The organism is Pseudoalteromonas sp. S327, assembly GCF_005886415.1.
Lineage (GTDB): Bacteria > Pseudomonadota > Gammaproteobacteria > Enterobacterales > Alteromonadaceae > Pseudoalteromonas > Pseudoalteromonas atlantica.
In genome coordinates this window covers 42,009-57,254 of record NZ_PNDP01000033.1, presented here as the reverse complement: position 1 = coordinate 57,254, position 15,246 = coordinate 42,009, and the positions used below count along the sequence as shown (strand labels likewise).

The following is a 15,246-nucleotide window of genomic DNA, read 5'->3' as shown; positions in this document are numbered from 1 at the left end:
TATACCCTATTAGCTGGTAAACATTACCGCTGTCAAAATAAAGTCAAACCCTAATACTGCCAGTGATGAGTGTACGACTGTTTCTGTTGTTGCTTTACTGATCCCTTCTGAGGTTGGGATACAGTCGTAGCCCTTATAAAGCGCAATCCAGGTCACTACCATGGCAAATACAAAACTTTTTATCATGCCGTTTAATACATCTTCTTGAAACGATACTTGCGATTGCATTATCGACCAAAAGCTGCCGGTATCTACGCCTAACCAATCAACCCCAACTAAATGAGCACCGATAATGGCAACCGCAGAAAAAATAAGTGCAAGCAATGGCATACTAATAAAACCTGCCCAAAAGCGCGGTGCAATAATGCGCTTGAGAGGGTCAATGGCCATCATTTCTAGTGAAGAGAGTTGCTCGGTGGCTTTCATTAAACCTATTTCTGCCGTTAGCGCACTTCCAGCGCGCCCAGCAAATAATAGCGCTGTAACCACAGGGCCTAGTTCGCGTAATAAACTAAGCGCAACTAATGGGCCTAGGCTGTCTTCGGCGCCATAGCCAACCAATACAGTGTAACCTTGCAGCGCAAGCACCATACCAATAAACAAACCCGACACCATAATAATTAATAATGATTGCGAACCAACCATATAAAGTTGGCGCACTAACAGCGGTGTGCCTTTTTTAAAGTTAGGTACATTCCACAATGCATTAAAAAGCATGTTGGCAGAGCGCCCTAATGCAGCAAAACGCCCCAGCGTTTTATGACCTAACTTTTGAAATAAATCCAACATTAAGCGTTTTCTCCTAACAGCTCATCAGCATACGTTTGTGCAGGATAATGAAATGGCACAGGCCCATCCGATAACCCTTTTAAAAACTGCTGTACTAATGGAGATTCATGATTACGCATTTCATCCGGTGTCCCTGCCCCTATTACGCCTTGATCGGCAATAATAATAACGTGATCGGCAATACTCATTACCTCCGTCACATCGTGGGTTACAATAAGGGATGATAAACCTAGCACTTCATTTAACGACTTAATAAGCTTTACCAATACACCCATAGATATTGGGTCTTGGCCGGCAAAAGGCTCATCATACATAATAAGTTCTGGGTCCAGTGCAATAGCACGTGCAAGTGCTGCTCGTCTGGCCATACCGCCAGAAAGCTCAGAAGGCATTAAATCTTTAGCACCGCGTAAACCCACCGCTTGCAGTTTCATTAATACGACTAGTTTAATTAACGCTTCACTTAACTTGGTGTGCTCTCGCAGAGGAAATGCAATGTTGTCAAATACCGACATATCAGTAAATAACGCACCGCTTTGAAACAGCATGCTCATTTTGGTTCGTGCCGCATATAACTCTTTGCGCGACATACTAGGAATACTGCCACCTTCGAATAAAATATCGCCGGCGTCAGGCTTAAGCTGCCCACCAATTAAGCGTAGCATTGTGGTTTTGCCAATTCCGCTTGGCCCCATAATCGCTGTTATCTTACCTTTAGGAACACTAAAACTCATATTTTTATATATGGTTCTATCGCCTCGCGAAAAGCTAACATCCTTGACTTCTACTATTGATTGCGACAAGTCGCTCTCCGTAACAATGTTCACTCGTGCTCCTATTTTAAGGGTTTTTTAGCCAAGATGGAAAAAACAATTCGTAAGATTTTGTAATACGCCTACAAAAAGCGCTCTAAGGCTGAAGTAAATTGCCTTAACCTTTGCTTAAGCGCATAAAATTCACGCACTGCAATAGTAGACCCTGCTCTTTTGCTTATACTTTCATGTTGGCTTTTGTTACTATTCGCGCCATCTGTATTTTGAACATCTGGCTTAACATAATGGTTACCTCGTTTGTTATTTTAATTCTTGGTTTTGCTGCACTTGTGTGGAGCGCCGACCGATTTGTATACGGTGCGGCAGCGCTTGCTAAAAACTTTGGAGTCCCTACTTTAATTGTTGGCTTAACGGTTGTTGCTATGGGTTCTTCGGCCCCTGAAATGATGGTATCGGCCTCGGCTGCTTTGGCAAATAAAACCGACACAGCGGTTGGTAACGCGGTAGGTTCAAATATAACAAACATCTTACTTGTGTTAGGTATTACTGCGCTGCTACGCCCTTTGAGTGTGTCATCAAGCACTTTAAAACGCGAAATGCCGCTTGTTATGCTGGTATCCTTGGCTACGTGGTATGTATTTTCAGACAACTACTTCTCACTTACCGAAGGGGTGGCGTTGCTAGTCGCATTTGCTGTGTTTATTGGTGGCTTGATTGTGGTTTCTTTGCGCGCAAAAAATCAAGATGACCCTTTCGTTTCAGAAGCCTGCGATGAGGTTCCTAACGATGTACCAACTAAAAAAGCCGTTTTATGGCTAATTGTCGGCATGGTTTTATTGCCTGTTAGCTCACACTTTTTAGTTGGTTCAGCAGTCGATATTGCTAAATACTTTGGTTTAAGCGACTTAGTTATTGGCTTAACCATTATCGCCATTGGCACAAGCTTGCCTGAACTTGCAGCTTCTGTAGCGGGTGTACTTAAAAACGAAGATGATTTAGCCCTAGGTAATATTGTGGGCTCAAATATATTTAATATTTTAGCGGTATTACCGCTTGCAGGTATTATTAACCCATCAGTGGTTGACCCGTCACTTGCAAACCGCGACATACTTATTATGTTAGGTGCTACGCTTGCGCTTATTATTATGTCATTGAACTTTAGAGGTTCTCAGCGTATCAATAGAGTAGAAGGTGGCCTATTACTCATCGCATTTTTGGCGTACCAAGGTTATATTTTTAGTCAAGTAGGGTAACAATGGCACAACTAAATTTTATAGAGCAAGGTTTACGCGTATTAAACATTGAACGCCAAGCGCTTGCTGATATTACACAATATGTTGACGAAAACTTTCATAATGCGTGTCAGCTCATGTTTGATTGCCAAGGCCGGATTATTGTTATTGGCATGGGTAAATCAGGCCATATTGGTAATAAAATTGCTGCTACCCTTGCAAGTACAGGCAGCCCTGCTTTTTTTGTTCACCCAGGCGAAGCAAGCCATGGTGATTTAGGCATGATAACCAAAAATGACGTGGTTATGCTTATATCAAACTCGGGCGAAACCAGCGAAGTACTTAATATTATTCCGGTGCTTAAACGCCTTGGTGCAAAAATAATATCGATGACGGGTAACCCGCTTTCTACTATGGCTACACTTGCCGATGTGCACGTATGCATAAAAGTAGAACAAGAAGCGTGTTTATTAGGTTTAGCGCCTACAGCAAGTACCACTGCTACTTTAGCGATGGGTGATGCAATGGCGGTTGCGCTTTTAGAAGCACGCGGCTTTACCGCCGATGACTTTGCACTCTCTCACCCTGGTGGCAGTTTAGGTAAACGATTGTTGCTCACTTTAAAAGATGTAATGCACAGCGGCACAAACACCCCTATTATAGGTGTAACGCAAACAATTAAAGACGCGTTAATAGAAATGTCAGCCAAAGGGCTGGGCATGACCGCTATTGTAGATAACAATCAACAGCTTGCAGGCCTTTTTACCGACGGTGACTTACGCCGTATTTTAGAGCAAAGAGTTGATATACATAGCACCGCTATTAGCCAGGTTATGACCAAATCATGCACAACTGCCACGGCCGATATACTTGCAGCTGAAGCCCTAAACATAATGGAAAATAAACGTATTAATGGTTTAATTGTTGTCAATGATAAAAACCAGCCAATAGGCGCCTTAAATATGCAAGACCTCTTAAAAGCAGGAGTATTATAAATGCAATTTGAAGATCTCTATCAACCGCTAAGCGATGATGCCAAAGCACGCGCCAAAAAAGTAAAACTACTCATATGCGATATTGATGGTGTATTTTCTGATGGCCGAATTTACCTCGGTAACCAAGGCGAAGAATTAAAAGCATTTAATACAAAAGATGGTTTTGGCATTAAAGCGCTGATCAATAGCGGTTTTGAAGTTGCGGTCATTACGGGGCGTCACTCAGAAATAGTGCAAACTCGCATGAGCAGCTTAACCGTGCAGCACATTTATCAAGGCCAAGAAGACAAACTTATTGCTTATCAAGAACTCAAAAACACTTTAAAGTTAACTGATGAACAAATAGCCTATATTGGCGACGATGGTCCTGACATGCCAGTAATGGAGCGCGTTGGCTTTGCCGTTGCAGTAAACGATGCGCACCCGCTTATTAAGCGCTTATCGCATTACACTACGCAAATGCCTGGCGGCTTTGGCGCCGTTAGAGAGCTCACAGACTTACTTATGCTAGAGAATGGCATAGCGCTTACAACACAAGGCACCAGTTCATGAATGCAGCACGCGTTATACTCAGTGCGTTATTCATCGGCTGTATGGTTTGGCTTTGGTACCCTTATTTTACCCAAACTAATGTAGCGCCAGAGCAAGAACCTGAAGTAATTGCAAAGCCCGATTACACCGCTATAGAGCTTAAGCAAACAGCCTATGACGAGCAAGGCAAAATAAGCCATAAAGTCACTGCGGCTAAAATGGAGCTGTACCAACAGCTTGGTTTTACATTTTTTGAAAAACCTATTTTCACCTTGTATAACGAAAAGCAAACATGGCGAATAAATGCAGACGAAGCAACGCTTTACGAAGATAAACAACTTATTTTAGAAGGCAATGTGGTTGCTAAAAATTTAGTTGATAACGCCATGATAGATAACATCAATGCCGATAACATCGAAGTCGACATTAAAGCGCTAACAATGCGCTCTGAGCAGCCAGTGGTTGTCACTGGGCCTAATTTAAAAATTGTCGGGAAAGGCCTTGAAGCCGATTTAAAAACCGAAGTAATAAAACTAATTAACCATACGCGAACAATATATTATGACCAATAAACTCACTAAAATACTTATTATCCCATCGCTAATGCTTGCATTTAGCGCCTCTGCTGCTGAGCCTGCTGCTCAACCGCCAGCAAATCAAATTTCTATTAGTGCAGACCGTCAAGAAGGCCAACTTAAAGAAAACGTAGGTATTTTTGAAAAGAACGTCGAAATTGTGCATGGTAATCGCAAAATTACAGCCGACCGACTTGAAGTACATAAACGTGAAGACTTAGGGGATAACAAACAACTCCTTATTGCCACTGGCAGCCCAGCCTACTTCGAAGAAAAACAAGACGATGGTACCGTAATGAGCGCCAGTGCAAACGAAGTACGTTACGACGTAGCAAAGCGCTTTTTAACGCTTGTTGGCGATGCTGAAGTCGCACAAGCCGGTCAAAAAATTAATGCTAAAAGTATTACCTACGATATGCAGCAGCAGCTTATTAGCGCAGAAAAAGACGAAAACTCCACGGATCGTGTCCACACAATTTTAGTGCCTGTTGAAGCAAAAATTAAAGAAAAAACAGGTAACGAAGGTCAACCATGAGCACCTTAAAAGCAGAACTATTAGCAAAAAGCTATAAAGGCCGCCAAGTTGTAAAAAATGTAGGCCTTGAGGTAGAAGCCGGCAGCATTGTTGGCTTATTGGGCCCTAATGGCGCAGGTAAAACCACCACCTTTTACATGATTGTAGGATTAGTACCTAGCGACAAAGGTAAAATTTCTATTGATGATAACGACATTACGTTATTACCTATGCACAGCCGCGCCCGCTTAGGCATTGGCTATTTGCCGCAAGAGTCATCAATATTTAGAAAGCTGACAGTTTATCAAAACTTAATGGCTATTTTAGAAACGCGTAAAGAGCTCAATAAAGCCGCGCGAGAAGAAACGCTCAACAACTTACTTGATGAATTTAGTATTCAGCATATTCGCGATAGCCAAGGTATGGCGCTTTCTGGTGGTGAACGCCGCCGTGTAGAAATTGCCAGAGCACTGGCAGCGAACCCCAAATTTATTTTATTGGATGAGCCTTTTGCTGGTGTTGATCCGATTTCAGTGTTAGATATAAAGAAAATAATAGAACATCTTAAAAACCGTGGCATTGGCGTATTAATTACCGATCACAATGTAAGAGAAACCCTTGATGTTTGTGAAAAAGCCTACATTGTTTCTCATGGGGAGCTAATTGCATCTGGTACCCCAGAACACGTATTAAATGACAAAACTGTACGCGATGTTTATTTAGGCGAGCAATTTAGGCTGTAACATTTAAGCCACACCTACAAGCATCTGCTAATATTAATTATAACAACATAAAAGGATTGTTAGAGATACATGAGGCAATCATTACAGCTGCGCATGGGCCAGCAACTTACAATGACTCCACAATTGCAACAAGCGATTCGCTTGCTGCAGCTCAGTACATTGGATCTCCAGCAAGAAATACAAGAAGCACTTGATAGCAACCCGCTATTAGAAGTAGAAGAGCAAGATTACACGGAAGAGTCGGCTGGAAAAAATGAACAAAAAGCAGATACGGATGATGTAACCGTAAGCGCATCGGCTGACGATACAACCAGCGAGTACGAGCAAGACAGTGGCGAAGCTTTAAATAAAGACACCGTTAGCGATGATATGGCAATGGATGTAACCTGGGATGAGTACATGAGCGCAGCCCCTGCGGCATCCTCAGGCCCAATGCCGGAAGATGAGTCTATTTATCAAGGTGCCTCTACTGAAACGCTACATGAGTATTTAATGTGGCAGCTTCAGCTTACTCCTTTTAGCCCAACTGACGAAGCCATTGCTATTGCCATTGTAGAAGCTGTAGATGACTCGGGTATTTTAACGCTAAGTTGCGAAGAAATTTTAGAGAGCTTTAACCAAGAAAACAATGACGAAGTTGAAGTTGAACTTGACGAAATAGAAGCCGTTTTAAAGCGTATTCAGTTATTTGACCCTGTAGGTATAGCCGCGCGCAGTTTACAAGAGTGCTTGTGTATTCAGCTAAACCAGTTTGATAAAGACACCCCTTTTATAGAACAAACTAAAATGATCTTAACCGATCACATTGATCTATTAGCGGCACGCGACTATCGTACATTAATGAAAAAGACTAAGCTTAAAGAAGACGAGCTTAAAGAGGTCATGACCCTAATACATACCCTCAACCCAAAACCTGCAGATACAATAGTAAGGGAAGAGTCGGAGTATGTAATACCGGATGTGTCGGTTAAAAAAATAAAAGGCCGCTGGGTGGTAGAGCTAAACCCAGATAGCATGCCAAAAATACGCGTAAATAGTCAGTACGCGGCTATGTCACGTACCGTAAAATCAAGTGGTGATAGCCAATTTATTCGCTCTCACTTACAAGAAGCTAAATGGTTTATAAAAAGCCTTGAAAGCAGAAACGACACGCTGCTTAAGGTAACAAACTGTATTGTAAAACAGCAACAGGCATTTTTTGAACATGGCCCAGAAGCAATGAAGCCAATGGTTTTAAACGATGTTGCTGAAATGGTAGAAATGCATGAATCGACAATTTCGCGTGTTACTACGCAAAAATATATGCATACGCCACGTGGTATTTTTGAGCTTAAGTATTTTTTCTCAAGCCACGTAAGCACTGAAAACGGCGGTGAGTGTTCATCAACCGCAATACGTGCCCTAATTAAAAAGCTAATTGCCGCGGAAAACTCAGCTAAACCATTGAGTGATAGTAAAATTGCGGATATATTGGCAGAGCAAGGAATTAAAGTAGCTAGACGCACAATAGCAAAATACCGTGAATCGCTAGCTATTCCACCGTCAAATCAGAGAAAGAGTTTGATATAAGACGTAAAAAACAAAGAGGAAATGCTTATGCAACTAAACCTAACTGGTCGTCACGTAGAAGTAACTGATTCACTTAGAGACTATGTAAATAATAAATTTGCAAAGCTAGAAAGGCACTCAGATCATATTAGCAATGTGCATGTCATTCTCGATGTAGAAAAACTCAACCAAAAAGCAGAAGCGACTATTCATGTAAGTGGCGCAGATTTATTTGCCTCAACAGAGCACCAAGATATGTATGCCGCTATAGACTCGTTGATTGACAAGCTCGATCGTCAAGTCATAAAACATAAAGAGAAGCTTGCTAGACACTAATATTATGAAATTAAGTACATTAGTATGCCAGGACTGCAGCAAAGCTGCGGTCCTTTTTAGTAGTAAAAAAAGAATTTTAGAGTTTATCAGTGAGCTAGCTCATGAAAAGCTCCCCTACTTACCACAACAAGATATTCTTAATGCGCTGGCAAGCAGAGAAAAGCTAGGCAGTACTGGTATTGGCCGGGGTATCGCCATTCCTCATGGCAGAATGGGTGGCGTAGAAGAGCCGCTGGCTTTAGTACTTGTTAGCGACACGCCTGTTAACTTTGACGCTATTGATAACTGCCCTGTTGATATTTTTGTTGCACTCATCGTACCAGATGGCGATAACCAACAGCACCTAAAGACTCTGGCAACCATAGCTGATAAACTGAGCAACAAAGAATTTTGTAAACAGCTGCGCAGTGCTAAAACCGATGCTGAGCTGTATCAAGTAATTGTTGATCAATCGTAGTAAATATTAAGGGCTATAAATGGAGTTAATTATCATAAGCGGCCGTTCTGGTTCAGGTAAGTCGGTTGCTTTACGCGTGGTTGAAGATTTAGGCTATTATTGCGTAGATAATATTCCGGTCAACTTACTGCCCTCTTTAGTGCGAAGTGTTTCAGATAACTATGACAAAATAGCCGTTAGTATAGATGTTCGTAATATCCCCAAAGAACAAGACGAATTTAACGATATTCTCGAGTACCTTCCTGACTTTGCTAAACCCACACTGTTTTATTTAGATAGTGATGATCAAACACTGATCAAACGTTTTTCAGAAACACGCAGATTACACCCTTTATCCATCGATTCGCTGCCGCTTGATTTAGCAATAAAAAAAGAAAAAGAACTGCTTGATGGGCTCGTAACGCGCGCTGACTTTATGCTTGATACCACCGATTTAAGTGTGCACCAATTAGCAGAGTCAATTCGCGAAAAAATACTGGGTAAAAAAGATAAGCAACTTATTGTAACGTTTGAATCGTTTGGCTTTAAACACGGCATACCTAAAGAAGCTGATTATGTTTTTGATGCTCGCTTTTTGCCAAACCCCCACTGGGAGCCTGAACTCAAACCGCTTACGGGCCTTGATCAACCAGTAAAAGATTTTTTGGCAAATCACAGCATAGTCCAAAAATTCACTTGGCAAATTCAAACCTTTGTACAAACTTGGTTGCCACACTTAGAGCGTAATAACCGTAGTTACCTCACTATTGCAATTGGCTGTACTGGTGGTCAACACCGCTCGGTTTATTTAGCGCAAGCCATTGGTGAGAGCTTTGCTATGACGCATCCGAATGTCAAAATTCGTCATCGTGAGCAAGAAAAGTAACCTTAAAATAATAACCTGTTCAGTTTAGGTATAGTAATTTATGCGCTGTGAAGACACATTTTTAATAAAAAATAAATTAGGCTTACACGCCAGAGCGGCAACGGTCCTTGCGCAATTAGCTGTGCAGTTTGATGCTAAAATCACCTTACACCAAGATGATAAAGAAGCCGCAGGCGACAGCGTATTGGCTTTAATGCTACTTGAAAGCAGTAAAGGTAAAGAAGTTAAAGTAGTCTGTGAAGGCCCTGACTCAGAGCAAGCTTTGCATGCGGTTGGGCAATTAATTGTACAACGATTTAACGAACAAGAATAATTTAAAGCATCATAGCCTTATAAGTTAAAGACTTATCAGGCTAGACTATAAAGATTTAGTGAATTAGGGTATTCCGACTCGCCTAATTTAGTGCTTTAATTTAGGGTAATAAAGCCATGCCCCTGCTAAATTTGGTTACTTAATTTTAAACACTAATTTAGTCCCAGCATTGGGTTTAGCACAAAAAATAAAGAAAATGACAGTGGGCAACACCACTTACTAAACACCTTTCCATTACACAAAAATATTTAGGATGCCAATGCCAGAAGCGTTTGAACAAGACTACCCACTACAGCAACTAAAACAAGTGACTAAATCACTTAATAGTGGGCAATTTGTTCAAGTAAGACGCATGCTAGCAAAAACAGCACCTTGTGATACAGCACTGCTGCTTGAATCCTCTCCGCATAAAATTAGACGCATGCTTTGGCAACTGGTTGACCCAGATGTGCAAGGGGATGTGCTAGAAGAGCTCTCTGAAGATGTACGTTTAGGTATCATTGCACAAATGGAACCTGAGCATATTGCCGCGGCCACTGAGGATATGGGCCACGATGATTTAGGTGAAGTCCTGCGTAGCCTACCTGATACCGTGTACAAAGATGTGGTTAGCGCTATGGATACGCAAGACCGCGAACGCGCTACACAGGCTTTATCTTACCAAGAGCGCTCTGCAGGCGCGCTAATGAACACCGATACGGTGACCATTCGCCCAGACGTTACACTTGATGTTGTGCTGCGCTATATTAGGCTACGCGGTGAGCTGCCAGAGGGCACCGATGATTTATACGTTGTTGATAAACATAACTGTTTTTTAGGTGCATTGTCACTTAGTACACTGTTAACTAATCCGCCTGAAAAAATTGTTCAAGATTTAATGGATGAAGACTGTGAGTCTATCCCTATTTCGATGGATGAAAGTGAAGTTGCTCAGTTATTTGAGCGCCACAACTGGATATCGGCCCCTGTAGTCGATGATAACGCCCACTTGCTTGGACGTGTCACCATTGATGATATTGTTGATGTTATTCGTGAAGATGCAGAGCACAGCTTATTAAGCCTTGCCGGTCTTGATGATGAAGAAGACACCTTTGCACCTGTTTTAAAAAGCTCAAAAAAACGCTCAGTATGGCTTGGTGTTAACTTACTCACTGCCTTAGCTGCCGCCTTTGTGGCCAGCTTTTTTGAAAGCACCTTAGATATATTACCTATTTTAGCTGTACTCAATGGCATTGTGCCCTCAATGGGTGGTGTAGCAGGTAGCCAATCTTTAACTCTGGTTATTCGCGGTATTGCCGTGGGCCATATTAACCAAACTAACCAACGATTTTTAATGGCTAAAGAGCTGGCGATAGGCGCATTAAACGGGGTTATTTGGTCAATACTTATAGCCAGTGTAATTGCGCTTTGGCAATGGGATTTTATGCTTGGCGGCGTGCTCGCATTTGCAATGTTTATGAACCTCGTAGTGGCTGGTGTTGCTGGCGCATGTATTCCTATTTTATTGAAAAAAATGAATATAGACCCTGCACTTGCCGGTAGTGTTGTACTTACAACGGTGACTGATATTGTCGGTATTTTTGCCTTTTTAGGCACCGCAACGTGGCTACTTATTTAACAACCTGAACTCAGGTTAAGTAGCCACTACACACTAAAACATATAATTAAATTGGTGAGCCCGGTGGCATTGGTAAACCACTGAAGTTTTCAGGCCACTTACCTACTTTTAAAAACTGTTTTATTTGCTCTGCTAAATACTGTTTAAACGCGCTTTCTCCTACACTGGTATTACTTAACATTGAGTTTTGATTGTACTCTTTGCTTAATTTTACCAAGTAGAAACGTAACTGCGCCTGCACCTCTGGGCTTACCTTGTCACTAGTGACTAAATCAGCCATATTTTTTGCAGTTAAAAATTGCACCCGCTGGGTGATTTTGCCTTTCATTGTATTAGGTGATGACACATTAAACACCTGGCTGTAAAGCTGCTCTAGCAGCTCATCTAAGCTGTAAAAATTAGAATTACGTACTTGTTGTTGAGCTAAACGATTTAAACGCTGTGGGTTTAATAATAACGATAAACTATGCTGCGCAGCTACTTCTGGCAAGGCCATCGCATCAAGTGTTACACCCGTACGCCCTGTTATGCTTTCACGTGATTTAGACTCGCCATACGCTTTTGGCGGAATAAGCGCTAATACCGACTCAGGCAAAATTAAATTAGCCGGTTTTAATGTTGTTAAAATAGCACTAAGCGCCGATTGCTGCTGCGCTTTTGCAACCACTTGTGCGCCCTTAGCAGGTGAGTCGTTACGTGTTTCGTATTCGTAGTTAACCCCCGCAATTAGCTTAACTGCAGCCTCTACTTGATAGCGATGAAATAAATAAAGCGGCACGAGTTTTTCTTCTAACTGCGAGAGTGCATCGCCCGTTTTAATGTTGTTAATACCAAATTGCGAAAGCGCTTTTTTACGTACATCAAGCACTCTAAGTAACTCTTGCGCTGGGTTAGTACCGTTATCCCATAAGTGCGCTGTAGGGTGTGCCCCGCCCTTTGCGCGTGCGTCGCTATCAGATATAAACTCAAGGCCCTTCGTTTTGTTCTCTTTTAATATTGTTGCAAGCTCAACACTTTCATCTTGATGAGTAAAGTCGCTGTAACCATATTTAATAACTTGGGTATCCCATACGCCCATACCGCTTGCATAGCCGCGGGTTACATCAAGCTCGCCTTGCTCGTTAAAGCCAAGTAGTGGGTGCGGGTAATCCATAACTGACGCTCTATCCCCCACCGAGGCTGCAAAGTTATGTGCAATGCCCAGCGTATGGCCAATTTCGTGTGCACTTAACTGGCGAATCCTATCAAGTGCCATTGCCTGTAAATTTTTAGCCACCTCGTTACCTTTTAAATAAGGCGCACCGAGGGCTTCTGCAATTAAAATATCTTGGCGTACACGCAATGAGCCAAGTGTTACATGCCCTTTGAGTATTTCGCCGGTACGAGGGTCTATAACAGAGCTTCCGTAAGACCATCCGCGTGTAGCACGGTGTACCCACTGAATAACGTTATAGCGAATATCCATAGGATCAGCATTGCTCGGCAATACTTTGACTATAAATGCGTTTTTATAGCCTGCTGCGCTAAAGGCATCATTCCACCACTTACCGCCTTCAAGTAACGCGCTTTTAACCGGCTCAGGAACGCCAGGATCTAGGTAGTAAGTAATGGGCTCTACGGGTTCACTAATCGGTAAACTTGGATCTTTTTTAGCTAAGCGATGACGCGGTATATAGCGCACAAACATAGATTCACCAAGGGGGGCTGCATAGTCTTTGTGCTCAATGCTCCAATACCCTGATTGCGGGTCAAATTTACGTGGCGTGTATTTATCATCAGGTAATTTAATAAGTGAGTGGTGCATATGTACAGTAAGTGCGTATGCATCGGCGCTTACTTGGCGCACAAATTTACCTGGTTTAGTGCCCTTAAACGTTAATACTGCTTCAAGCTCGGTGTTTTTTACAAACGCTTTTGAGCGATTCATATATACAGCGCTGCGTGATTCATCAAGGCTAAAGCTGCCTTGCTTGCGCGTTGCAAGCGTACGGCTTACCCCGTGTACATCGCTTAATAAATAAGGTGTGTAATCAATCAGGAGCGCTTTTTCGCTTTGCGCTACCACTTTAAAGCCCGCTAAAATACTGGATGCAAAGGCCTCTTTGATACTTTGCTGCTCAGCTTTGTTAGTGGTATTAGCGCGATAATATGTATTTAGCGCGCGCAACATTACTTTATCGCCAAAACGCTCAAACTGAACTAAATGCGTGTTACCAAGTTGGCCTCTATCTAAGCCTATATCGTTAGAGCCAACTCCATAGGGTAAGCTTTGCTGAAGCAAAAATTGCTGCTCTAATTTATCTACTTTTAAAAACACTTTGCCGTTTTGAGTATCGTAGTAAAACGAAAAGTACCCAGGAAAGTGATTCATTTGCGCAGTAAATTCATCTATAGGCTTAATTGCTGCGTGCGCTTGGGTTATCATAGAGCACAGCACAGTAAAGAATATGTAACTTATTAGTGGTATTTTTTTCATAATCTTATCTTTGTTATTGGCGTTTTAAGTACAATTAGGTGGCACCATTATTACAGTGCTATTTAAACAATACAGGTATTTAAGACGAAATTCAGCGCACTAAGTTAATCTCTCTCACATTTAGATTAGCTAGTACACGTTATCAGGAAAATAGAATGCGTAGACTCCCACCAGTATTACTAGAAGACGGTTGTCCTAGAGAACTTTTATCGTTAATTAGAACCATTTTAGCAGCATGTAAAGAAATTTCGTTTCGTGTTGGCCAAGGTGCGCTTTCTGGCGTATTAGGCTCAACGCTTGATGAAAACATTCAAGGCGAAACCCAAAAAAAGCTCGATGTATTATCTAATCAGCTTTTAAAAGATATTTTACTCGAGTCTGGGTCAGTTAAAGCCATCGCCTCAGAAGAAGAAGATTACACAGTAGCTGGCAACCAAGACGCTAAATACATTGTGGCGTTTGACCCGCTTGATGGCTCATCAAATACCGATATTAACTCGCTAGTGGGTACTATATTTTCAATTATGGAAGCCCCAGAAGGCTCAGATGCCGCCGATCAAAGTATATTTTTGCAGCCAGGCCACAAACAAGTTGCTGCAGGTTACGTGCTTTACGGCCCATCAACTATGCTTGCACTTACTACAGGTAAAGGCACGCGCATGTTTACGCTAGATAAAACCCAAGGTAGCTTTTTACTAACACAAGACTTTGCCACTATCCCTGCTGATACAAACGAATTTGCCATTAATGCGTCAAACCAGCGTCATTGGCAGCCAGCAATGCAAAACTATATTAATGACTTACTCGCTGGCGATACCGGCCCACGTGCTAAAAACTTTAACATGCGCTGGATTGCCGCTATGGTTGGCGATGTGCACCGTGTACTTAGCCGTGGTGGTTTATTTACCTACCCAACCGACACCAAAGATGCAAACAAACCTAATAAGCTACGTTTGCTGTACGAAGCCAACCCCATGGCTATGCTAGTTGAGCAAGCAGGTGGTATCGCTTCTACGGGTACTGAGCGTATTATGGATATTCAACCCGATGCAATCCACCAGCGTGTGGCGGTAATATTAGGCTCTAAAAACGAAGTAGAAACGTGCTTGGGATACCATAAGTAAACAAGTTGCTATTGCCGGCACAGTAAGCTGTAAAAATAATGACCTTGTGGGTTTTACCTGCAAGGTTTTTTTATGCCTAAATTATACCTGTTGATTTAATAAAATATTTTAGGGGCTGTTTAATATTGATAAGTGCTAAAAACAAAAAACCCAGCATAAGCTGGGTTTTTACAATTCTGAAAGAAAACTAAATTACTTGATTTTAGCTTCTTTGAAAATCACATGTTTACGAGCCTTAGGATCGAACTTTTTGATTTCCATCTTTTCAGGCATGTTACGCTTGTTTTTGTCGGTAGTGTAGAAAAAACCAGTACCAGCAGTTGAAACTAAACGGATTTTATCGCGCATGATTCAGTT

17 protein-coding genes are annotated in these 15,246 nt (G+C 42.0%); 13 read left to right on the top strand and 4 right to left on the bottom strand.

The window, feature by feature from the left end; all coding sequences use genetic code 11:
- Window positions 1-9: 9 nt before the first annotated feature.
- Together mlaE and CWB60_RS10530 are read right to left on the bottom strand one after the other, a co-directional pair.
- Window positions 10-789: a lipid asymmetry maintenance ABC transporter permease subunit MlaE gene (gene mlaE, locus CWB60_RS10535; protein WP_024033330.1), complete on the bottom strand. Its 780-nt coding sequence runs from the start codon at window positions 787-789 to the stop codon at window positions 10-12.
- Window positions 789-1,592 carry an ATP-binding cassette domain-containing protein gene (locus tag CWB60_RS10530; RefSeq protein WP_004589092.1) on the bottom strand — a complete coding sequence of 268 codons (804 nt, stop codon included), beginning with the start codon at window positions 1,590-1,592 and terminating at the stop codon, window positions 789-791. The genes mlaE and CWB60_RS10530 overlap by 1 nt, the downstream gene beginning before the upstream one ends.
- Window positions 1,593-1,846: 254 nt before the next feature.
- Between CWB60_RS10530 and CWB60_RS10525 the strand changes: the two genes are divergently transcribed.
- From CWB60_RS10525 to mgtE, 12 genes are all read left to right on the top strand, one after another.
- On the top strand, window positions 1,847-2,815 hold the full coding sequence (locus tag CWB60_RS10525; protein ID WP_004589091.1) for a calcium/sodium antiporter: 969 nt from the start codon (window positions 1,847-1,849) through the stop codon (window positions 2,813-2,815).
- A gap of 2 nt (window positions 2,816-2,817) precedes the next feature.
- Window positions 2,818-3,789 carry a KpsF/GutQ family sugar-phosphate isomerase gene (locus tag CWB60_RS10520; RefSeq protein WP_138577856.1) on the top strand — a complete coding sequence of 324 codons (972 nt, stop codon included), beginning with the start codon at window positions 2,818-2,820 and terminating at the stop codon, window positions 3,787-3,789.
- Window positions 3,790-4,341: a 3-deoxy-manno-octulosonate-8-phosphatase KdsC gene (gene kdsC, locus CWB60_RS10515; protein WP_004589089.1), complete on the top strand. Its 552-nt coding sequence runs from the start codon at window positions 3,790-3,792 to the stop codon at window positions 4,339-4,341.
- The gene (lptC, locus tag CWB60_RS10510) at window positions 4,338-4,892 is read left to right on the top strand and encodes an LPS export ABC transporter periplasmic protein LptC (RefSeq protein WP_004589088.1); all 555 of its coding nucleotides are present in this window, start codon (window positions 4,338-4,340) and stop codon (window positions 4,890-4,892) included. Before kdsC ends, lptC begins: the two co-directional genes overlap by 4 nt.
- Window positions 4,882-5,430, top strand: coding sequence for a lipopolysaccharide transport periplasmic protein LptA (lptA, locus tag CWB60_RS10505; protein ID WP_004589087.1), 549 nt, complete (start codon window positions 4,882-4,884; stop codon window positions 5,428-5,430). Before lptC ends, lptA begins: the two co-directional genes overlap by 11 nt.
- Complete coding sequence (gene lptB / locus CWB60_RS10500; RefSeq protein WP_004589086.1) at window positions 5,427-6,152, top strand: LPS export ABC transporter ATP-binding protein; 726 nt, start codon at window positions 5,427-5,429, stop codon at window positions 6,150-6,152. Before lptA ends, lptB begins: the two co-directional genes overlap by 4 nt.
- A gap of 69 nt (window positions 6,153-6,221) precedes the next feature.
- Window positions 6,222-7,721 carry an RNA polymerase factor sigma-54 gene (locus tag CWB60_RS10495; RefSeq protein ID WP_138577858.1) on the top strand — a complete coding sequence of 500 codons (1,500 nt, stop codon included), beginning with the start codon at window positions 6,222-6,224 and terminating at the stop codon, window positions 7,719-7,721.
- A gap of 27 nt (window positions 7,722-7,748) precedes the next feature.
- On the top strand, window positions 7,749-8,036 hold the full coding sequence (gene hpf / locus CWB60_RS10490) for a ribosome hibernation promoting factor (RefSeq protein WP_004589084.1): 288 nt from the start codon (window positions 7,749-7,751) through the stop codon (window positions 8,034-8,036).
- A 4-nt stretch (window positions 8,037-8,040) separates the two neighbouring features.
- A complete protein-coding gene (locus CWB60_RS10485; RefSeq protein WP_004589083.1) occupies window positions 8,041-8,493 on the top strand; it encodes a PTS sugar transporter subunit IIA in 453 nt (150 codons plus the stop codon).
- A gap of 19 nt (window positions 8,494-8,512) precedes the next feature.
- On the top strand, window positions 8,513-9,358 hold the full coding sequence (gene rapZ / locus CWB60_RS10480; protein ID WP_138577860.1) for an RNase adapter RapZ: 846 nt from the start codon (window positions 8,513-8,515) through the stop codon (window positions 9,356-9,358).
- Between the two features lie 40 nt (window positions 9,359-9,398).
- Window positions 9,399-9,671 (top strand): HPr family phosphocarrier protein, encoded by a 273-nt coding sequence (locus CWB60_RS10475; protein ID WP_138577862.1) that lies wholly within the window; start codon window positions 9,399-9,401, stop codon window positions 9,669-9,671.
- Between the two features lie 259 nt (window positions 9,672-9,930).
- Window positions 9,931-11,289: a magnesium transporter gene (mgtE, locus tag CWB60_RS10470; protein ID WP_004589080.1), complete on the top strand. Its 1,359-nt coding sequence runs from the start codon at window positions 9,931-9,933 to the stop codon at window positions 11,287-11,289.
- Between the two features lie 46 nt (window positions 11,290-11,335).
- On the opposite strand, the gene CWB60_RS10465 is transcribed toward mgtE, so the two are convergent.
- Window positions 11,336-13,765 carry a zinc-dependent metalloprotease gene (locus CWB60_RS10465; protein ID WP_138577864.1) on the bottom strand — a complete coding sequence of 810 codons (2,430 nt, stop codon included), beginning with the start codon at window positions 13,763-13,765 and terminating at the stop codon, window positions 11,336-11,338.
- A 155-nt stretch (window positions 13,766-13,920) separates the two neighbouring features.
- On the opposite strand from CWB60_RS10465, the gene CWB60_RS10460 reads away from it, so the two are divergent.
- Window positions 13,921-14,889: a class 1 fructose-bisphosphatase gene (locus CWB60_RS10460; protein ID WP_138577866.1), complete on the top strand. Its 969-nt coding sequence runs from the start codon at window positions 13,921-13,923 to the stop codon at window positions 14,887-14,889.
- A gap of 192 nt (window positions 14,890-15,081) precedes the next feature.
- On the opposite strand, the gene rpmG is transcribed toward CWB60_RS10460, so the two are convergent.
- A complete protein-coding gene (gene rpmG / locus CWB60_RS10455) occupies window positions 15,082-15,237 on the bottom strand; it encodes a 50S ribosomal protein L33 (RefSeq protein ID WP_004587947.1) in 156 nt (51 codons plus the stop codon).
- Window positions 15,238-15,246: the final 9 nt, after the last annotated feature.